Source organism: Paenisporosarcina antarctica, from assembly GCF_004367585.1.
GTDB lineage: Bacteria > Bacillota > Bacilli > Bacillales_A > Planococcaceae > Paenisporosarcina > Paenisporosarcina antarctica.
Genome location: NZ_CP038015.1, coordinates 2,052,272 through 2,071,397, shown reverse-complemented (window position 1 = coordinate 2,071,397; position 19,126 = coordinate 2,052,272). Strand labels below are relative to the sequence as shown.

General features: G+C 38.1%; 21 protein-coding genes. 20 read left to right on the top strand and 1 reads right to left on the bottom strand.

The window, feature by feature from the left end; genetic code table 11:
• The first annotated feature begins 17 nt into the window (after window positions 1-17).
• From def to spoVM, 9 genes are all read left to right on the top strand, one after another.
• A complete protein-coding gene (gene def, locus E2636_RS10320) occupies window positions 18-509 on the top strand; it encodes a peptide deformylase (protein WP_017380812.1) in 492 nt (163 codons plus the stop codon).
• Window positions 506-1,447 (top strand): methionyl-tRNA formyltransferase, encoded by a 942-nt coding sequence (fmt, locus tag E2636_RS10315; RefSeq protein ID WP_134210117.1) that lies wholly within the window; start codon window positions 506-508, stop codon window positions 1,445-1,447. The genes def and fmt overlap by 4 nt, the downstream gene beginning before the upstream one ends.
• On the top strand, window positions 1,444-2,817 hold the full coding sequence (gene rsmB, locus E2636_RS10310; protein ID WP_134210116.1) for a 16S rRNA (cytosine(967)-C(5))-methyltransferase RsmB: 1,374 nt from the start codon (window positions 1,444-1,446) through the stop codon (window positions 2,815-2,817). The genes fmt and rsmB overlap by 4 nt, the downstream gene beginning before the upstream one ends.
• A gap of 149 nt (window positions 2,818-2,966) precedes the next feature.
• Complete coding sequence (locus tag E2636_RS10305; RefSeq protein ID WP_134210115.1) at window positions 2,967-3,716, top strand: Stp1/IreP family PP2C-type Ser/Thr phosphatase; 750 nt, start codon at window positions 2,967-2,969, stop codon at window positions 3,714-3,716.
• Window positions 3,717-3,718: 2 nt separating this feature from the next.
• Window positions 3,719-5,671, top strand: coding sequence for a Stk1 family PASTA domain-containing Ser/Thr kinase (gene pknB / locus E2636_RS10300; RefSeq protein ID WP_134210114.1), 1,953 nt, complete (start codon window positions 3,719-3,721; stop codon window positions 5,669-5,671).
• A gap of 11 nt (window positions 5,672-5,682) precedes the next feature.
• The gene (gene rsgA / locus E2636_RS10295) at window positions 5,683-6,564 is read left to right on the top strand and encodes a ribosome small subunit-dependent GTPase A (RefSeq protein WP_134210113.1); all 882 of its coding nucleotides are present in this window, start codon (window positions 5,683-5,685) and stop codon (window positions 6,562-6,564) included.
• Between the two features lies 1 nt (window position 6,565).
• Window positions 6,566-7,234: a ribulose-phosphate 3-epimerase gene (rpe, locus tag E2636_RS10290; RefSeq protein ID WP_134210112.1), complete on the top strand. Its 669-nt coding sequence runs from the start codon at window positions 6,566-6,568 to the stop codon at window positions 7,232-7,234.
• Window positions 7,231-7,887: a thiamine diphosphokinase gene (locus E2636_RS10285; protein WP_134210111.1), complete on the top strand. Its 657-nt coding sequence runs from the start codon at window positions 7,231-7,233 to the stop codon at window positions 7,885-7,887. The genes rpe and E2636_RS10285 overlap by 4 nt, the downstream gene beginning before the upstream one ends.
• A gap of 14 nt (window positions 7,888-7,901) precedes the next feature.
• Window positions 7,902-8,021 (top strand): stage V sporulation protein SpoVM, encoded by a 120-nt coding sequence (spoVM, locus tag E2636_RS10280; RefSeq protein ID WP_017380820.1) that lies wholly within the window; start codon window positions 7,902-7,904, stop codon window positions 8,019-8,021.
• Window positions 8,022-8,059: 38 nt separating this feature from the next.
• Here the strand turns inward: spoVM and rpmB are convergent, their stop codons facing one another.
• A complete protein-coding gene (gene rpmB, locus E2636_RS10275; RefSeq protein WP_017380821.1) occupies window positions 8,060-8,248 on the bottom strand; it encodes a 50S ribosomal protein L28 in 189 nt (62 codons plus the stop codon).
• 233 nt (window positions 8,249-8,481) lie between these two features.
• Between rpmB and E2636_RS10270 the strand changes: the two genes are divergently transcribed.
• From E2636_RS10270 to rnc, 11 genes are all read left to right on the top strand, one after another.
• Complete coding sequence (locus tag E2636_RS10270; protein ID WP_017380822.1) at window positions 8,482-8,844, top strand: Asp23/Gls24 family envelope stress response protein; 363 nt, start codon at window positions 8,482-8,484, stop codon at window positions 8,842-8,844.
• Between the two features lie 16 nt (window positions 8,845-8,860).
• Window positions 8,861-10,528: a DAK2 domain-containing protein gene (locus tag E2636_RS10265; protein WP_017380823.1), complete on the top strand. Its 1,668-nt coding sequence runs from the start codon at window positions 8,861-8,863 to the stop codon at window positions 10,526-10,528.
• A gap of 186 nt (window positions 10,529-10,714) precedes the next feature.
• Window positions 10,715-11,377, top strand: a complete 663-nt coding sequence (gene sdaAB, locus E2636_RS10260) for an L-serine ammonia-lyase, iron-sulfur-dependent subunit beta (RefSeq protein WP_134210110.1) — start codon at window positions 10,715-10,717, stop codon at window positions 11,375-11,377.
• 13 nt (window positions 11,378-11,390) lie between these two features.
• A complete protein-coding gene (gene sdaAA / locus E2636_RS10255; RefSeq protein WP_017380825.1) occupies window positions 11,391-12,287 on the top strand; it encodes an L-serine ammonia-lyase, iron-sulfur-dependent, subunit alpha in 897 nt (298 codons plus the stop codon).
• Window positions 12,280-14,328, top strand: a complete 2,049-nt coding sequence (recG, locus tag E2636_RS10250; protein WP_134210109.1) for an ATP-dependent DNA helicase RecG — start codon at window positions 12,280-12,282, stop codon at window positions 14,326-14,328. The genes sdaAA and recG overlap by 8 nt, the downstream gene beginning before the upstream one ends.
• Before the next feature lie 344 nt (window positions 14,329-14,672).
• On the top strand, window positions 14,673-15,257 hold the full coding sequence (gene fapR, locus E2636_RS10245) for a transcription factor FapR (RefSeq protein WP_134210108.1): 585 nt from the start codon (window positions 14,673-14,675) through the stop codon (window positions 15,255-15,257).
• A complete protein-coding gene (gene plsX / locus E2636_RS10240) occupies window positions 15,254-16,246 on the top strand; it encodes a phosphate acyltransferase PlsX (RefSeq protein WP_134210107.1) in 993 nt (330 codons plus the stop codon). The genes fapR and plsX overlap by 4 nt, the downstream gene beginning before the upstream one ends.
• The gene (gene fabD, locus E2636_RS10235; RefSeq protein WP_134210106.1) at window positions 16,243-17,187 is read left to right on the top strand and encodes an ACP S-malonyltransferase; all 945 of its coding nucleotides are present in this window, start codon (window positions 16,243-16,245) and stop codon (window positions 17,185-17,187) included. Before plsX ends, fabD begins: the two co-directional genes overlap by 4 nt.
• Window positions 17,187-17,933, top strand: a complete 747-nt coding sequence (gene fabG, locus E2636_RS10230) for a 3-oxoacyl-[acyl-carrier-protein] reductase (protein WP_134210105.1) — start codon at window positions 17,187-17,189, stop codon at window positions 17,931-17,933. Before fabD ends, fabG begins: the two co-directional genes overlap by 1 nt.
• Before the next feature lie 57 nt (window positions 17,934-17,990).
• Window positions 17,991-18,227: an acyl carrier protein gene (gene acpP / locus E2636_RS10225; RefSeq protein ID WP_017380831.1), complete on the top strand. Its 237-nt coding sequence runs from the start codon at window positions 17,991-17,993 to the stop codon at window positions 18,225-18,227.
• A gap of 131 nt (window positions 18,228-18,358) precedes the next feature.
• Complete coding sequence (rnc, locus tag E2636_RS10220) at window positions 18,359-19,126, top strand: ribonuclease III (RefSeq protein WP_134210104.1); 768 nt, start codon at window positions 18,359-18,361, stop codon at window positions 19,124-19,126.

Sequence of the window (19,126 nt, the reverse complement as noted above, 5' to 3'; positions counted from 1 at the left end):
GAAATGAGGAATGACAGTTGACTATTAGAACAATCGTAAAACATCCAAGTACTATATTAACTACAAAGACAAAAAAAGTGATTAAATTTGACCGAAATCTTGCTACTTTATTAAAAGATATGCACGACACAATGGTTGATTCAGATGGTATTGGAATAGCAGCTCCACAAGTGGGTGAATCTATCCGCGTTGCGATTGTTGATCTTGGCGAAGGTGAAGACATTATCGAAATGATCAACCCGGAAGTTTTAGAAACAGAAGGATCTGTTATTGAGATAGAAGGTTGCCTTAGTTTCCCTGAATTGTATGGTGAAGTGGAGCGTCCGTTTTATGTGCGAATGAAAGCACAGGAAAGAGACGGTAGATGGTACGAACTAGAAGCAGAGGATTATGAAGCAAGAGCTATTTTACACGAAATTGATCATTTAGACGGGATTTTATTTGATTCAAAAATTCTTCGTGTCGTTGATCTTGCTGAGCTTGAAGCACAAGAAGAGGAGTTACTATGACTTCTCTAGTGTTTATGGGAACCCCTGATTTTTCAGTACCCATTTTGACTATGCTATATGAAGAAGGATATTCCATTTTAGCTGTTGTGACTCAACCAGATCGACCTGTAGGACGCAAGAAGTTGTTAACGCCTACTCCGGTCAAAAAAGAAGCTTTACGACTTGGATTACCTGTCTTGCAGCCTCAAAAACTGAAAGGTTCACAACAATTAGACGAAATTTTATCCTTAAACCCGGATATCATTATAACAGCTGCATTTGGTCAGATACTTCCGAAAGAGTTGTTAGATTCACCAAAATATGGCTGTTTAAATGTACATGCTTCTTTGCTACCGGCTTATCGTGGAGGAGCACCTATTCATCAAGCTATTATGGATGGCCAACTTCAAACGGGTGTTACAATTATGTACATGGCTCAAAAATTAGATGCTGGTGATATTATTTCACAAAAAGCAATCGCAATTGAAGTTTCCGATACAACAGGAATTCTATTTGAAAAATTAAGTGTCGTTGGTTGTGACTTGCTAAAATCAACATTGCCTACGATTCTTAGCGAATCCAATGAACGAACTGTGCAAGATGAAAGTCTTGTTACTTTCGCTCGCAACATCTCTAGAGAGCAAGAACGTATCAATTGGAATGAGCCCTCACAAGATATTTATAATAAAGTACGTGGTCTCAATCCTTGGCCGGTTGCGTATACCACATTAAAACAAGAAGCAGTAAAAGTTTGGTGGGGGAAGCCGAGTCAACAAAGCTATAGTCAACCTGTTGGGACGGTGGTTGAGTTACAGGTGGATCGAATTGTTGTACAAACAGGCAACGAACAAGCCTTTGAAATTACAGAATTACAGCCAGCTGGCAAGAAAAAAATGTCTGCCGAGGAGTTTCTGCGAGGCACTGGTTCTAAATTACAGATTGGGGATCAGTTTCAATGAGTAATAAATCATACCGAATGTGGAATGGAAATGTACGTGACGCGGCATTATCAATATTAATGTCTATTGAAAAAAATCAAGCATATAGCAATTTGTTACTTCATCAAACAATTGAAAAATATGATATTGAACTAAAAGACCGTGCACTTTTAACGGAAATTACTTATGGGACACTTCAGCATAAGATGACTCTCGATTATTATTTACAACCATTTATTAAAGGGAAACTCGATGATTGGGTGCGACAATTATTGCGTCTTTCACTTTACCAAATCCATTATTTAGATCGTATTCCAAATCATGCAGCTGTAAATGAAGCAGTAGAAATTGCCAAAAAACGAAGTCATAAAGGCACAGCAGGCTTAGTGAATGGGATTTTAAGAGGGATTTTACGTCAAGGAGTTCGTTCAACTGATGAGATAGTAGATCCTATTGAACGATTATCAATTGCGGCAAGTCATCCATTATGGTTAATAGAACGATGGGTTAAACAATTTGGTTTTGAGAAAGCCGAAACAATGGCTTTTGAAAATAATATCCCTCCTGCACATACTGTGCGAGTAAATACGACTCGCATTTCCGTGCAAGAGGCAATTGATATGTTATTAGATGAAGGTATTGTGGCACGCCAAAGCGAAGTAATTCCTGAATGTCTTCATATTGAAAAAGGTCAAGTGGCTAAAACTCAGGCTTATCAATATGGCGTTGTTTCCATACAAGATGAAAGTTCTATGATTCCAACTTATGCACTGCGAGTTGAACCGGGTCATCGTGTGTTAGACATGTGTGCTGCACCAGGTGGTAAATCAATGCATATTGCAGAAAAACTAAATGGGGAAGGTTCTCTAGTTTCCGTTGATCTACATCCTCACAAAGTTAAACTTATCTCTGATCAAGCAACTCGATTAGGTTTTGAAAATGTTGAAACACGTACATGGGATAGTCGTGAATTAACACATGAATATGATGAACATTCATTTGATCGTATTCTTGTAGATGCACCGTGTAGCGGGCTAGGTGTTATTCGTCGGAAACCGGATATAAAGTATACCAAAAAACAAGAAGATTTTGCTTCATTGAATAAAATTCAATTAAGCCTACTTGACGAAGCTTATAAGTTATTGAAGCCAAGTGGTTTAATTGTATATAGTACTTGTACGATTGATGAAGTTGAAAATATCGGAACTGTTCAAGCCTTTCTTGCCAATCATTCAGACATGGAGTTGGAAGAATTAAATATTTTACCTGAAGCATACCAACATTTAACGACAAACGGTATGATACACGTTTTCCCACAGGATTTTAACAGCGATGGCTCTTTTGTTGCTGCATTACGAAAAAAAGAGAAACACTCTAACGAAGTGAACTAAAGAAGAAATTATTAAGTCAATGTTGTAAAAGAAGCAACATTGACTTGTCTGATTTGAGAAACAAGCTGTCGTGAATACGACTCTGATATTGATGCGCCTTGCAGACAACTTCGTGAGAGAAGCGTCAACAAGAAACGGAGTGACAATTGATGAAATACACTGTATTAAGTGATATCGGTCAAAAACGCTCGGTAAATGAGGATTGTGCTGCAGTTATCGTGCGATCAGATTTTGTCCGTTTAGGAGTTATTGCTGATGGGATGGGTGGACACAATGCAGGTGATATCGCAAGTAATATGGCTGTCACTAAAATTGGTGAATACTTTAATAGTGCCACCTCTGAACAGTTTTCTTCAGAAGAAACTATTAAACATTGGTTTTCAAACTCAGTAAAAAAAATTAATAGCTTGATCTTTGATTATTCTTTAACGCATGAAGATTGCCAAGGAATGGGCACCACATTTTTAGCGGCGGTATTAACTGACGAACAAAAAGTACTCTGTCATATTGGAGATAGTCGTGCTTATGAATGGCACGCTGGAAAAATGAAACAATTAACAAAAGATCATTCATATGTAAACATTTTAGTTGAAAATGGAGAAATTAGTGAAGAGGAAGCAGAAAGTCATCCAAGGAAAAATTTAATTACAAAATCATTAGGAACCGAAAAAACGATTGAGCCTGACTTTGTTTCATTAATGTTTCCTACATATTCTTACTTACTATTATGTTCAGACGGGTTAAGTAATAAATTATCGATTGATGACATGACAAAAATTATGTCAACAGATGTATCCGTTCTTGATAAAGGCACTCAACTAGTAGATCTCGCAAATAAAAAAGGTGGAGAAGATAACATCTCTCTCGTGTTAATTACCAATACAAAAGAGGAGGTGTAGACATGCTCGTAGGCAAAAGAATCAGTGGACGATATAAAGTTCTCGAAATGATTGGTGGAGGGGGCATGTCCAATGTTTACCTCGCTCACGACATGATTCTTGATCGAGATGTAGCCATCAAAGTATTGCGATATGATTTTTCAAATGAAGACGATTTGCATAGAAGATTTCAACGAGAAGCACTTGCCGCAACTAGTCTGACCCACCCTAATATTGTTAATATTTTTGATGTCGGTGAAGATAAGGACTTGCAATATTTGGTGATGGAGTTTGTGGAAGGTAAAACATTAAAACATTATATTGTAGATGCTGCACCACTTTCACCAGTTGAGACAGTGAACATCATGAAACAATTAACTTCAGCAATTGGCCACGCTCATCAAAATCAAATTGTTCATCGAGATATTAAACCCCAAAATATTTTGATGGATGGAATTCATCATGTCAAAATTACAGACTTTGGGATTGCAATGGCTTTAAGTGCCACATCATTTACTCAAACTAATTCGGTTTTAGGAACTGTACATTATTTATCTCCTGAACAAGCACGTGGTGGAACGGCAACCAAAAGATCAGATATTTATGCACTAGGTATCGTGTTGTTCGAATTACTTACAGGAAAACTTCCTTTTTTAGGTGAATCAGCAGTATCCATTGCATTAAAACATCTACAAACTGAAACACCTTCAGTAAGAGCTGTTGTACCTAGTATTCCTCAAAGTCTGGAAAATGTGGTCATGAAAGCGACAGCAAAAGATCCTCGAAATCGTTACCAAACTGTCGAAGAAATGGAATTCGATTTAAATAACGTATTATCTGAAGAACGTGCAAATGAAAAGGCATTTGCCATTCCAACTGATGATGGTGCTACCAAAGCAATGCCTATTATTAAAGATGGCAGCTACGATCAATTAGCCGATACTAAGAAACTCTCAAAAGAAAATACTTCATCACCGAATCCAGTTGTTGAAGAAAAAAAGAAAAAGAAAAAATGGCCTTGGATTTTAGGGATAGTTTCATTACTCATACTGGCAAGTTTAGCTATAATACTCGCATTCCCACAACTTTTTGGACCAAATAAAGTTGAAGTACCTAATGTTGAAAAATTGCCTTTAAACGAAGCGATTGCTATGGTGGAAGATGTAGGCTTGATTGCTGGAAATGAATCTCAAGAATCTTCTGAAGACATTGAAGAAGGTCAAGTTATCCGTACTATTCCACAAATTGGAAAAATAAGAGATGAAGGAACTGAAATTGAGTTCGTAGTCTCAAGTGGGAAAGAATTAGTTTATCTAGCTGATTACGTAGGACGTGATATTAATGATGTTAAGGATTTATTAGCATCACAAAACTTTGATTCCATTGAAACAAAAGAAGAATTTTCAGATGAACCTGAAGGTAGAATTCTTTCTCAAAAACCAGCAGGAGATAGTGATATTATTCCTGATGAAACCGAACTCGTATTCACAGTGAGTAAAGGTCCTAATCTAATTAGCGTCATTGATTTAACAAAAGCATATAACGAAAAAACACTTAATGACTATGCTAAATCATCTGGATTTAACATTCGAATTGTGAGTGAAGATTTTTCTGTGGACGTACCTGGAGGATTTGTCATTTCTCAAACGCCAGTTGCAGGAACAATGCTTAAACCGGGTAGCTTGATCGAAATTGTGTTATCAAAAGGCCAAACAGCTAAGCAAATTAAAACCTTTGTGAAAATGGTCGAAATTCCTTATGAACCTGAAGAACCAGATGTTGAACAACTCGTTCGTATTTATCTTCAGGATCAGAACCATACTTTGACAGAACCTGTTGAGGAATTTGTTCTTACAGAAACAAAATTACACGAAATTAAATTAGAAATTGAAGAAGGTCAAAAAGGAGCATACCGAATTATGGTAGACTCAAAAGTTATAGAAGATGAAATCATAGAGTATAACAGTATCAATTAGGGAGGAATACGATGCCAAAAGGGCAAATACGTAAAGCGCTTAGCGGGTTTTATTATGTTCAAGATGGAGAACAGTTTATACAATGCCGAGGGCGTGGTGTTTTCAGAAATCGTGGAGTGAATCCACTCGTTGGAGACTATGTCGATTATGAAGTGGAAGGTAGTTCTGACGGGACAATTACCATTGTTCATGAAAGGAAGAATGCACTAGTACGTCCACCAATCGCTAATATTGATCAAGCTTTACTCGTGTTTTCGTTAACAGAACCCGACTTCAATCCTTTATTGTTGGATCGCTTTCTTGTTGTCGTAGAGTCATTTAATGTAGAACCGATTATTTGTTTAACTAAAACGGATTTAATTACTGAATCTGAAATGGCAAAAATTCGACCGTTTATTAATGATTACAGAGCAATTGGTTATCAAATAATAGAAACATTCAAAGATGACGAAGAATTGGTTGCGAATATCGCACCAGTCTTAAAAGGGAAAATTAGTGTTTTAGCTGGACAGTCTGGTGTGGGGAAATCGACATTACTGAATACAGTGTTGCCCTCATTAAATTTGAAAACAGGTATCATTTCACAAGCACTTGGCCGTGGGAAACATACAACTCGTCATGTTGAACTCGTTGAGGTTTGTGAAGGACTGTTAGCTGATACTCCAGGGTTCAGTTCATTTGATTTTGATGAAATAGATAAAGAACAATTATCTTATTGTTTTCCTGAATTCCGAGCAGTGTCTGATAGTTGTAAATTTAGAGAGTGTTTACACATTAGCGAACCGAAATGCGCAGTTCTTGCGGGGGTTCAATCTGGTGAAATCAAAGCATACAGATACAAACATTATGTTAAGTTTTTAGACGAAATAAATGAGCGAAAGCCGAGGTATTAATATGATTAAAATAGCCCCATCAATTTTAGCTGCCAATTTTTCGAAATTGGCTGAAGAAGTAAAAGAAGTCGAACAAGCTGGTGCACAACTGATTCACATTGATGTTATGGACGGTCATTTTGTGCCAAATATTACAATGGGTCCGATTGTTGTTGAAGCATTAAGACCGGTGACAAAATTGCCTTTAGATGTACATTTAATGATCGAGAACCCAGATGATTTTATTGAATCATTTGCAAAAGCGGGTGCTGATTACATTACAGTTCATGTAGAAGCATGTCCTCACTTGCATCGAACAATTCAACTAATTCGTTCATTTGGTGTAAAGCCAGGTGTTGTGTTAAACCCACATACACCTATTGAATCCATTCAACATGTACTTGAAGACATTGACATGGTACTGTTTATGACGGTTAATCCTGGATTTGGCGGACAAAAATTTATTCATTCAGTTATACCAAAAATACAAAAACTTTCGACAATCATTAAAGAAAAAGGCTTGAATATCGAAATTGAAATTGATGGTGGCATTAATGAAGACACTATTATTCCTTGTGCACAAGCAGGCGCAACAATTTTTGTTGCAGGTTCAGCTATCTATAGTAAAGAAGACCGTTCAAAAGCTCTTCAAGACATTCAAGAAGCAGGCGAACGAGCGATCCTTACATGAAAACGGTTGTGATTTGCGCTGGGGGGCCAATTGATGAATTGGCCCCCCTTGAGCCCTACAAATTATCTGATGAAGTTGTTTTTATTGGAGCGGACAAGGGCTCAGTGTATTTACTTAACGAAGGCATTATTCCAACTGTAGCTGTTGGTGATTTTGATTCACTATCTTCAGAAGAATTTTTGGATTTAACCAACCGAGTGGCTTCAGTAAAAGTAGCATCTGTGGATAAAAATGAAACGGATACAGATTTAGCACTCATACACTCACTTGATTTCGATCCACAACAAGTCGTCTTAGTAGGTGTAACAGGAGGGCGTTTGGACCATTTTATTTCGGTACTCAACAGCGTGTATCGATTTCAGAAGGACAATCCTGGAATTCAATTTATCGTACGTAACAAATGGAATGAAATGCGTCTGTTAACACCTGGTATCATAAAATTAACTACAAATCCTCAATTACCATTTATGTCTTTTTTTGCTTTTCATGAAAATGTCGAAGAAATAACATTAACTGGCATGAAATATAATGTGAGCAATGAAACCATAAATATAGGTAGTTCACGATTTACAAGTAATCAACTATTGGACGAACATGGGTCTATCTCCTTTTCATCTGGCATATGTTTATTAATACGAAGCTCAGATCAATGAGAAGGAGTGAAGGCATGCGTGTTTATACCTTTAGATTACCGAAAGCAGTTAGTGGTTTTGCAAGAATGTGTTTGGGATGGATGGATAAAGAAGACAAACCTAAAAAGAAGAAAAATGAAAAAAAGCCAGACTGACAATTGTCAGTCTGGCTTTTTTTTTATAAGCACGAAGATTAAACGCGCTCAACTTTTCCAGATTTCAGTGCTCTCGCAGAAACCCATACACGTTTTGGAGTACCGTTTACAAGAATACGAACTTTTTGTAAATTAGCTCCCCAAGTGCGTTTTGTTTTGTTCATTGCGTGAGAACGAGCATTACCAGCACGAGCTTTACGCCCTGAAATTACACATACTTTAGGCATTTATTTTTCCTCCTCAACAAAGAAGCTGAAATAATTTTTTCAGTTCGATATATTTCACATACCTTAGGATTATATCACAAAGTAATTTTCGTAGCAATAACTTTTACATCTCTCTTTCAAGGGAAATACCTTGGCAGACGATTTTAAGAGAATCTTAACGTTGACTTTTATTACAACTCATTATGTAGTACAATTAAGGGTAGTCAAAAAGGACTTATAAGGAGGCATTCTCTATGTCAATTGAATTGAAAAACGAATTCGGACAAATTGATATTTCAAATGATGTCGTTGGCCAGATTGCGGGTGGAGCAGCGATTGAATGTTATGGAATAGTTGGAATGGCAACAAAACATCAAATTCGAGATGGTTTAACTGATATCTTACGTAAAGAAAACTTCTCTAAAGGTGTACTTGTACGTCAGAATGGCGAAGATCTTCACATAGATATGTACATTGTTATCAGCTATGGTACAAAAGTATCGGAAGTAGCATATCAAGTTCAATCGAAAGTAAAATACACACTAAATAAAACATTAGGCCTAGCTGTTAAATCAGTAAATATTTACGTTCAAGGAGTTCGTGTTACGAACCCATAAGAGGAGGAAGTAGGATATGAAGTCTTTAGACGGAATTCAATTTGCAGAAATGGTGAAAATGGGTGCCCATCACTTATTCCAAAATGCAGATTATGTGGATGCGTTAAATGTCTTTCCTGTTCCCGATGGTGACACGGGAACGAACATGAACTTGTCAATGTCTTCTGGATCAAAAGAAACAGAAGCACATGCAGTTGCTCATATTGGAAAAACAGCTCAAGCGCTTTCAAAAGGATTATTAATGGGAGCCCGTGGGAACTCAGGCGTCATTTTGTCTCAACTTTTCCGTGGATTTGGGAAAGATGTTGAAACGAAATCGACGTTATCTGCAAAAGACTTTGCTCATGCTTTCCAACATGGTGTAGATATGGCTTATAAAGCAGTCATGAAACCAGTTGAAGGTACTATTTTAACAGTCGCAAAAGATTCAGCGAAAAAAGCGATAGAAGTAGCTGAACATGAAGATAATATAATAGTGGTAATGGAAGAATTGCTGAAAGAAGCAAAAGCATCACTAGAGAGAACACCAGATTTATTACCTGTTTTAAAAGAGGTAGGGGTTGTGGATTCCGGTGGACAAGGACTCGTATACGTTTACGAAGGTTTTATTGCTGCCATGAAAGGTGAAAAACTACCTGAAAAAACGTCCTCTTATTCTATGGATGATCTAGTAAGTGCAGAACACCATAAAAAGATTCAAGGTTTTATGGATACAGCCGATATTGAGTTCGGTTATTGCACAGAGTTTATGGTGAAGTTCATGCCAGAAAAAGTGGCAGAAAATCCTTTTAATGAACATGATTTTCGTGAAGGATTAAGTCAGTTTGGTGATTCACTGCTTGTTATTTCTGATGATGAAATTGCAAAGGTACATATTCACTCTGAACAACCTGGAAATTGTTTGGGTTACGGACAAAAGTTCGGTGACCTAATTAAAATAAAAATTGACAATATGCGTCAACAACACTCTGAAATTGTTGGAGACGATTATAAAAAGGACGTATTAACGTCTGTACCTGTAAAAAAACATCCATATGCGATTGTGACGGTTGCGATGGGCGAAGGAATTTCAGATCTTCTTAAAAGTGTAGGTGCAAGTGCAGTAATAGTTGGCGGTCAGACGATGAATCCATCAACAGAAGATATCGTTAAAGCGATTGAATCTATTGGAGCTGAAAAAGTTCTTATTTTACCAAATAACAAAAATATCATAATGGCTGCCCAACAAGCCGCTGAAGTGATTGGAATTGAAGCAGCCGTTGTCCCAACTAAGTCAGTACCTGAAGGTCTAGCAGCCATTTTAGCATTTAATCCAGAAGCTACAGTTGAAGATAACAAAACGACAATGACTGAGGCATATGCACATGTCAAAACAGGTCAAATTACTTTTGCTGTTCGTGACACGTCAATTGATGGTGTCGAAATTCAAAAAGATGACTATATGGCTATATCGCAAGGGAAGATTATTCTTGCATCACCTTCACTAGTTGATGTTTCAAAATCATTATTCCATGACTTAGTAGATGAAGATGCAGAAATCATTACAATTATATATGGAGAAGATGTTACAGAAACAGAGGCCAAGGAATTGGCTGCATTTGTAGAAGAAAAATATTCACATGCAGATGTAGAAGTGTACAACGGAAAACAACCACTGTATCCTTATATAATATCAGTCGAATAGGTACGACAACAGTGAATCGATAAAGGTTCACTGTTTTTTTAGGAAAGTATCTAGCTGTAAAACCCAGCCCGTACGGCCTCTGTTCGAATGGAAATGTAAGCGAATTCACTTTTTACGTTATACTTTTATTAATACTATTTTGTGTTATGAAATAAATGTAAAATTCATATAAAAGGAGTCATCAAAATGAAGTTTAATTCAGTTTTTGATATCATTGGTCCAGTGATGATTGGACCTTCATCTTCACATACTGCCGGTGCGGCAAGAATCGGTCTTGTGACACGCGAGTTATTTGGTAGACAACCGAAGTGGGCAAAGATCTATTTATATGGTTCGTTTGCTGAAACATACAAAGGTCACGGTACGGATATCGCGATTATTGGAGGATTACTAGGTTTTGATACGTTTGATGAACGCATTAAAACATCGTTCGACCTTGCAAAAGAAGCGAGCCTAAGTTTTGAATTTATTCCAGAAAGCGGTCATACTGAACATCCGAATACGGCACGTCTTGTAATAGGTGACGAATCAGGCGAAATGGAACTCATTGGTATTTCAATTGGCGGAGGAAAAATCGAGATTAGTGAATTAAATGGATTTCCTCTTCGATTATCGGGGAATCATTCAGCAATTTTAGTCGTACACGATGATAAGCCGGGAAGTATTGCAAAAGTAGCAAGTTGTTTAGCAGAACAAAATATCAACATTGGCCATATGGAAGTTTCCCGTAAAGAACAGGGACAAATGGCGTTAATGGTTATTGAAGTCGATGAGCCGATCGACGAGCATGTGTTACAACAAATTGCGTTATTGCCTTATATTACTCAGGTAACGAAAATCTCAGATTGAGGAGGGGTATTACATGAAATTTTTATTCCGTAATGTAAAAGAGTTAGTCGCATTAGCGACAACTGAAAATAAATTGATTTCTGAGTTAATGATTGAACAAGAAATGCTGGTTACCCGAAGAAGTCGTGAAGATATTATGAAGCAAATGGATACCAATCTAACTGTCATGGAACAAGCGGTGGAAAAGGGTTTAAAAGGTGTTCATTCGACATCAGGATTAACCGGTGGAGACGCGGTACTTCTTCACAACTATATGAAAACAGGAAAGACACTTTCAGGGGCGTTATTAATTGATGCTGTGAGTAAAGCTGTCGCAACAAACGAAGTGAACGCAGCTATGGGAACCATTTGTGCAACTCCTACTGCAGGTTCTGCAGGAGTGGTTCCAGGTACTTTATTTGCTGTTCAAAATCAATTAAATCCTACACGTGAAGAAATGATTCGTTATTTATTTACTTCAGGTGCATTTGGATTTGTTGTCGCAAACAACGCGTCTATTTCGGGTGCTGCAGGTGGATGTCAAGCAGAAGTTGGTTCAGCAGCTGCGATGGCTGCTGCTGCCATTGTAGAAATGTCTGGAGGTACTCCACAGCAATGTTCTGAGGCTTTTGCCATTTCAATGAAGAACATGCTTGGACTAGTTTGTGATCCGGTTGCGGGTTTAGTTGAAGTTCCGTGTGTGAAACGCAATGCAATGGGTGCTGCAAATGCATTAGTTTCTGCTGATATGGCACTTGCAGGTGTAACTAGTCGCATTCCATGTGATGAAGTAATTGATGCTATGTATAAAATTGGTCAAACGATGCCTACTGCTTTAAAAGAAACAGCGCAAGGTGGCTTAGCGGCGACACCAACAGGAAGAGCACTAGCTGAAAGAATTTTTGGTGCGGATTTTGTAAAAGGTGTCTAATAAGGCACTTCAGTCCGTTAGTAGCTTAAAGGGCATTGGTGGCGAAACGGAAAAAACACTTGCCGATATGGGGATATTGACCTTGCATGATTTAGTCATGACATTTCCATATCGTCATGAAGATTTTAGATTAAAAAATATTGCAGAAACACCACATAATGAACGTGTTACAGTTGAAGGAAGGGTCGAAAGCGAGCCTTCCGTTCTTTTTTTAGGGAAAAATAAATCCAGATTACAAATTCGTCTACTCGTAGGACCACATTTAATAAAAGTCGTATTTTTTAACCAAGCATATTTGAAAAATAAGATAGTAAGCGGGCAAACGATAACGGTTACTGGTAAATGGGATCGTGGTCGTCAAGCCATTAGTGTGTCTCATTACTCGGCAGGTCCTAAAACTGATAATGTTGATTTTGAGCCTATGTATAGTTTGAAAGGCTCCCTCCATCAAAAAACCTTTCGTAAATTTATGCATCAAGCTTTGCAAGAAGTAGAATCGGATTTACAAGAGTTATTACCTTATAATATAAGACATTCCTACAAACTGTTGCCTGTACAAGAAGCGCTTCAAGGTGTTCATTTCCCTAAAGATGCTGACCATGTTAAACAAGCTCGTAGACGTTTTGTTTATGAAGAGTTACTGTTGTTTCAATTGAAGATGCAAGCGATTAAAAAAGTACGTAAAGAACAAAATAAGGGCATAGCAATTGCTTACGATATCCATAAAATAAAAGACTTGATAGCGACTTTACCTTATGAGTTAACAGCTGCTCAGAAGCGGGTTGTTAATGAAATTTGTAAAGATTTAAAAGAACCTCATCGAATGAATCGATTGCTTCAAGGCGATGTAGGTTCTGGGAAAACGGTTGTAGCGGCAATAGCATTGTACGCAGTGATCACAGCCGGTTTTCAAGGGGCATTAATGGCTCCAACAGAAATTTTAGCTGAACAACATGCCGAGTCCTTACATGATTGGTTATCACCAATGGGCATTCGCATCGCGGTGTTAACTGGTTCTACGAAAACAAAAGCTCGTAGAACTCTACATGAGCAACTCCAAAATGGTGAGATAGACTTACTAATTGGGACGCATGCCTTAATTCAACCAGATGTAGAATTTCGGAAACTTGGTCTCGTGATTACTGATGAGCAACATCGATTTGGTGTTGAACAACGACGCGTATTACGAGACAAAGGGATGAGTCCAGATGTATTATTTATGACTGCCACACCAATTCCGCGAACCCTTGCAATTACAGCATTTGGCGAAATGGATGTGTCAATCATCGATGAAATGCCTGCTGGACGAAAAGAAATCGAAACCCATTGGGTCAAAAAGGAACTATTTGATCAAATTATTAAACGCATGGTTGTAGAATTGAAAGCGGGTAACCAAGCATATGTAATTTGTCCACTCATCGAAGAATCAGAAAAGCTCGATGTTCAAAACGCTGTGGATGTATATGAACAATTATCCTCCATTTTCCACCAGCAATTTAATGTTGGCCTTATGCATGGTCGTTTACATTCAACTGAAAAAGATGAAGTGATGCGAGCATTCAGTGAAGGGCAAATTCAAGTGCTCGTGTCCACAACTGTTGTAGAAGTAGGAGTTAATGTACCCAATGCTACGTTTATAGTTATTTATGATGCCGAACGATTTGGATTAGCCCAGCTTCATCAATTACGTGGGCGTGTAGGTCGTGGTTCAGAACAGTCCTACTGTATTTTACTAGCTGATCCAAAATCGGAAGATGGTAAAGAACGAATGTTATCAATGACTGAAACGAATGATGGTTTTAAGTTGGCTGAAAAAGATTTAGAGCTTCGAGGTGCGGGTGATTTTTTCGGTCGCAAACAAAGTGGGGTTCCAGAATTTAAAATGGCAGACTTAGTTCATGACTACCGAGCATTAGAAACAGCTAGACAAGATGCTGAAAAATTTCTTGCATCTGATGAATTTTGGACAAGTGAAGAGACCAAGTATTTACGTACTTACTTAGAACAGTCAGGTGCATTAAATGGAGAACGAATAGATTAATAAGTGTGCATGACTACCCAGATTAATTAAAAGGACGCTGAAAATAACTGTTGATATTTAAAAAGAATGAAGTCTGCAAAGACCATTTGCGTCCTATATGCAATCTCTTAGGCGACGAGTAACCGCAGGAGCAAAACAGAAGTCATTGCATCCGTTGTTGTAAGCCTGATACTTCAAGACAACTTTGCAAATACGGTAACAAGACGACGTTGGTGATACATGAATTCCATTAAACGGTCTTTTGATGCACTTATTAACTATGAAATTACAGACAATCCTTGCATTCTTTTTCTTGTGTTTATATACTGATATTAGTACCAAGTGCTAATATCGGATGGTGAACTATGAAACGTACAAAAAAAGAACGCCAACAACTATTAATTGAGACCATAAAAAATAATCCGTTTATTACAGATGAAGAACTATCAATCCAGTTTTCAGTCAGTGTTCAAACAATCCGTTTAGACCGTTTAGAACTTTCAATACCTGAGTTGCGTGAACGGATCAAACATGTAGCTTCAAAGTCATTTGAAGATGAGCTTCAATCTTTGTCTATACATGAATTGATTGGAGAAATGGTAGACATTGAACTCGATAAACGTGCTATTTCCATATTTGACGTAAAATTAGAACATATCTTTAAGCGAAATCAAATTGCACGAGGTCATCATTTATTCGCACAAGCGAACTCTTTAGCAGTTGCGGTCATTAAGGATGAATTGGCATTGACGGTAAAATCCAATTTATCTTTTGTAAAACCAGTTAAACTCGGAGATCGGGTCATTGCGAAAGCAATTGTTATCCTAAAAGATCAAGAAAAAAATCGCACATTTGTAGAAGTCATTTCAACTGTTGAAAACGAGATTGTTTTTGAAGGACAATTTGAAATGTATCGAACGAATGAGCCAAGTAAAGGTGATACGAAATGAAAATTGCTGTAGACGCTATGGGAGGAGATCACGCTCCTAAAGAAATCGTAGAAGGAATCTTTTTAGCACTTGAACAATTTGATGATATTCACATTCTATTATTTGGACATGAGGAAAAAGTAAAACCTTTTGTAAAGCCACATGCGAGGTTAACAGTTATACATACAGAACAAAAAATAGAATCCGACGATGAACCTGTAAGAGCAATTCGTCGAAAAAAAGATGCCTCTATGGTGCGCATGGCTGAAGCTGTGAAAAATGGCGAAGCACAAGCGTGTGTTTCTGCAGGGAATACGGGTGCACTTATGGCGGCGGGGCTCTTCATTGTAGGACGAATTGAAGGAATTGATCGACCTGCCCTTGCTCCAACATTACCAACAATTGATGGACAAGGTTTTGTGATGTTGGATTTAGGTGCTAATTCGGATGCTAAGCCCGAACATTTAGTGCAATTCGCAATTATGGGTAGTATATACGCTGCGAAAGTAAGAGGTATTGACTCTCCACGTATTGGCTTACTGAACATTGGAACAGAAGAAACAAAAGGCAATGAGTTGACAAAAACGGCGTTTAATCAGCTAAAAGAAGCACCTATCAACTTTGTAGGTAATGTGGAATCGCGTGATTTGCTTTCAGGAGTAGCCGATGTCGTAGTAACAGACGGTTTTACAGGCAACATGGTATTAAAAACAATCGAAGGAACCGCAGCTAGCTTCTTTAGCATGTTAAAAGAAGTGTACGCGTCTTCCACGAAGTCGAAAATTTCAGCTTATCTTGTAAAAGATGATTTACGTGGCCTCAAAAAGAAAATGGATTATACCGAATATGGTGGAGCTGCTCTATTTGGTTTAAAAGCACCAGTCATAAAAGCGCATGGTTCTTCAAATGCAACTGCAGTAATGAACGCCATCCGCCAAGCCCGTACAATGGTTGAATTTGACGTATGCGGAACCATCCATTCAACAATAGCAGGAGGCAAAACACAATGACCAAGATTGCATTTATTTTTCCAGGACAAGGTTCACAAGCTGTTGGAATGGGAAGTGAACTAGTTCACGCGAATGAAGGAAATAAAGAGTTTTATGATAAAGCGGATAAACAATTAGGTTTCGCCCTATCTAAACTCATGATAGAAGGACCTGTAGAAGAATTAACCTATACATACAATGCCCAACCTGCACTGTTAACGACAAGTACAATGATATCTGAAATTCTTCAAGCGGCCGGATTAAAACCTGACTATACAATTGGTCATAGTTTGGGAGAATACTCGGCGCTTGTAGCTTCAGGTGTCATGTCCTTTGAAGATGGCGTTAAGATTGTCCATGAGCGAGGTTTGTACATGAACGAAGCTGTGCCAGCTGGCGAAGGTGCTATGGCCGCGATATTAGGTATGCAGTCAGAAGTGTTGAAAGAAATTACGGACCTTGTAACATCACAAGGAGATGTGGTTCAATTAGCTAACTTGAATTGCCCAGGACAAATTGTTATTTCTGGAACAAAACAAGGTGTAGAGAAAGCATCTTTGCAAGCCAAGGAAGCGGGCGCTAAACGTGCAATCCAGCTTGTGGTAAGTGGACCTTTCCATTCGGAACTAATGCGTCCAGCAGCCTCGAAGTTGCAAGACGCTTTGGATCAATTGGAAATGCATAATACAGATGTGCCTGTTATTTCTAACGTTACTGCAAGTCCTGTAACCACATCAGAAGAAATGAAAGAATTGCTTGTTCAACAATTATATTCTCCTGTACGTTTTGAAGAGTCGATTCGTGCATTGATGGAATTAGGTGTCAACACATTTATCGAATGTGGGCCAGGTAAAGTTTTGAGTGGATTAGTAAAAAAAATAGATCGTTCTGCAGTTATTTATGCAGCATATGACTTAGAGTCAATAGATCAAGTGATTGCAGCATCAAAGGAGTGGAAGTAATGGGGAAATTGAATGGTAAAACAGCAATCGTCACTGGAGCTTCACGAGGAATTGGAGCAGAAATAGCAAAGTACTTAGCTAAAGAAGGCGCTAGGGTTGCTGTTAACTATAGTGGTAGCCAAGCAAAAGCAGAAGAAGTAGTTAATGAAATTATCGAAAGCGGTGGCGAAGCATTTGCCGTTCAAGCAAGTGTCAGTGACGCAGATAGTGTATCATTCATGGTTACTGAAACGATGAGCCGTTTCGGAAGCATTGATATTTTAGTAAATAATGCCGGAATCACACGTGACAATCTATTGATGCGTATGAAAGAAAATGAGTGGGATGATGTGATCAACACGAATTTAAAAGGCGTATTTTTGTGTACAAAAGCTGTCACTCGTCAAATGATGAAACAACGTGCCGGTAGGATCATAAATATCTCATCTATCGTCGGCGTTTCTGGGAATGCAGGTCAAGCTAACTATGTAGCTGCAAAAGCAGGTGTCATTGGTTTAACGAAGACAACAGCTAAAGAATTAGCAAGTCGTAACATTAATGTTAATGCAATAGCACCAGGGTTTATTACAACGGAGATGACCGAGAAATTACCTGAAGAAGTGAAAACGCAAATGCTGACTCAAATCCCTTTAGGTAAACTAGGAAATCCACAAGACGTCGCAAAAGCTGTTGTATTTTTTGCGTCTGAAGATTCGAACTATATCACGGGCCAAACACTTCACGTAGATGGCGGTATGGTAATGTAATTACCACTATGAAGTTGGAGTGGTTTTTTGTATAATCATTGAGGGGAGGTGACTTTAGTGGCAACAGTAATAGAGCGCGTAACAAAAGTAATTATAGATCGTTTAGGTGTAGACGAGAGCGAAGTAAAAATGGAAGCTTCTTTCCGTGATGATTTAGGTGCTGATTCTCTAGATGTAGTAGAACTTGTTATGGAATTAGAAGATGAGTTTGATATGGAGATTTCGGATGAAGATGCTGAACAAATCAGTACTGTAGGAAGTGCAGTTACTTTTATTGAAAGCAAACAAGAATAAGCAATTATTCCGTTGCGAGACGTGGAGGACATTCAACTTGAATGGTCTTCTGCGTCTCTATTTCTTTTTGCACAAAGGGAAACAAACGGGTAAACTAGACCATAGAAACTGTAGAAAGGCAGATTATATAGATGATGGATAAACGTAGAGGGTTACCTCAAAAAAATGGAACATTTTCCGAAACAGTTAAACAATCATTTGCAATCTTACAACAAGAATTAGGAGTTCAATTTGTAGATCATAATCTTCTATTTCAAGCATTTACCCATTCATCTTATGTGAATGAGCATCGACGGAAACTTTACACGGACAATGAGAGACTTGAATTTTTAGGTGACGCTGTTCTAGAACTGTCTATTTCTGAGTATTTATTTCAAAAGTTTACTGCCATGAGCGAAGGTGAATTGACTAAATTACGTGCGGCAATCGTATGTGAACCCTCACTCGTTTTATTTGCAAATGACTTGAACTTTGGAAAATATGTACTTTTAGGTAAGGGAGAAGAGATTACAGGAGGTCGAACACGCCCAGCACTTCTTGCGGATGTATTTGAGTCTTTTGTTGGAGCACTTTATTTAGACCAAGGCTTACAACCTGTTGTGAAGTTTTTAGAACAAGTGGTCTTTCCAAAAGTCGAAAGCGGTGCTTTTTCGCATGTGATGGATTATAAGAGTCAATTGCAAGAAATAGTCCAGAAAATGAATAACGGGTTATTAATATATGAAATAGTAGATGAAAAAGGGCCAGCCCATAACCGAATTTTTGTTTCGAGCGTTCGACTTGGAAGCAATGAGCTAGGTGAAGGAAAAGGGAAGTCTAAAAAAGAGGCTGAACAAAAAGCAGCTCAAGTGGCAATTATACATTTAGAAAGCCAAGCTGAAAGTAGACAGGAGGGCTAA

Bases quoted from the DNA above. Each gene is read 5' to 3' on its own strand.
- E2636_RS10285 (WP_134210111.1), top strand. From the start codon at position 7,231: ATGAAAACGGTTGTGATTTGCGCTGGGGGGCCAATTGATGAATTGGCC.
- rpe (WP_134210112.1), top strand. From the start codon at position 6,566: ATGATTAAAATAGCCCCATCAATTTTAGCTGCCAATTTTTCGAAATTG.
- fapR (WP_134210108.1), top strand. From the start codon at position 14,673: ATGAAACGTACAAAAAAAGAACGCCAACAACTATTAATTGAGACCATA.
- rsmB (WP_134210116.1), top strand. From the start codon at position 1,444: ATGAGTAATAAATCATACCGAATGTGGAATGGAAATGTACGTGACGCG.
- fmt (WP_134210117.1), top strand. From the start codon at position 506: ATGACTTCTCTAGTGTTTATGGGAACCCCTGATTTTTCAGTACCCATT.
- pknB (WP_134210114.1), top strand. From the start codon at position 3,719: ATGCTCGTAGGCAAAAGAATCAGTGGACGATATAAAGTTCTCGAAATG.
- plsX (WP_134210107.1), top strand. From the start codon at position 15,254: ATGAAAATTGCTGTAGACGCTATGGGAGGAGATCACGCTCCTAAAGAA.
- E2636_RS10265 (WP_017380823.1), top strand. From the start codon at position 8,861: ATGAAGTCTTTAGACGGAATTCAATTTGCAGAAATGGTGAAAATGGGT.
- sdaAB (WP_134210110.1), top strand. From the start codon at position 10,715: ATGAAGTTTAATTCAGTTTTTGATATCATTGGTCCAGTGATGATTGGA.
- rpmB (WP_017380821.1), bottom strand. From the start codon at position 8,248: ATGCCTAAAGTATGTGTAATTTCAGGGCGTAAAGCTCGTGCTGGTAAT.
- fabD (WP_134210106.1), top strand. From the start codon at position 16,243: ATGACCAAGATTGCATTTATTTTTCCAGGACAAGGTTCACAAGCTGTT.
- sdaAA (WP_017380825.1), top strand. From the start codon at position 11,391: ATGAAATTTTTATTCCGTAATGTAAAAGAGTTAGTCGCATTAGCGACA.
- rsgA (WP_134210113.1), top strand. From the start codon at position 5,683: ATGCCAAAAGGGCAAATACGTAAAGCGCTTAGCGGGTTTTATTATGTT.
- E2636_RS10305 (WP_134210115.1), top strand. From the start codon at position 2,967: ATGAAATACACTGTATTAAGTGATATCGGTCAAAAACGCTCGGTAAAT.
- spoVM (WP_017380820.1), top strand. From the start codon at position 7,902: ATGCGTGTTTATACCTTTAGATTACCGAAAGCAGTTAGTGGTTTTGCA.
- rnc (WP_134210104.1), top strand. From the start codon at position 18,359: ATGATGGATAAACGTAGAGGGTTACCTCAAAAAAATGGAACATTTTCC.
- E2636_RS10270 (WP_017380822.1), top strand. From the start codon at position 8,482: ATGTCAATTGAATTGAAAAACGAATTCGGACAAATTGATATTTCAAAT.
- fabG (WP_134210105.1), top strand. From the start codon at position 17,187: ATGGGGAAATTGAATGGTAAAACAGCAATCGTCACTGGAGCTTCACGA.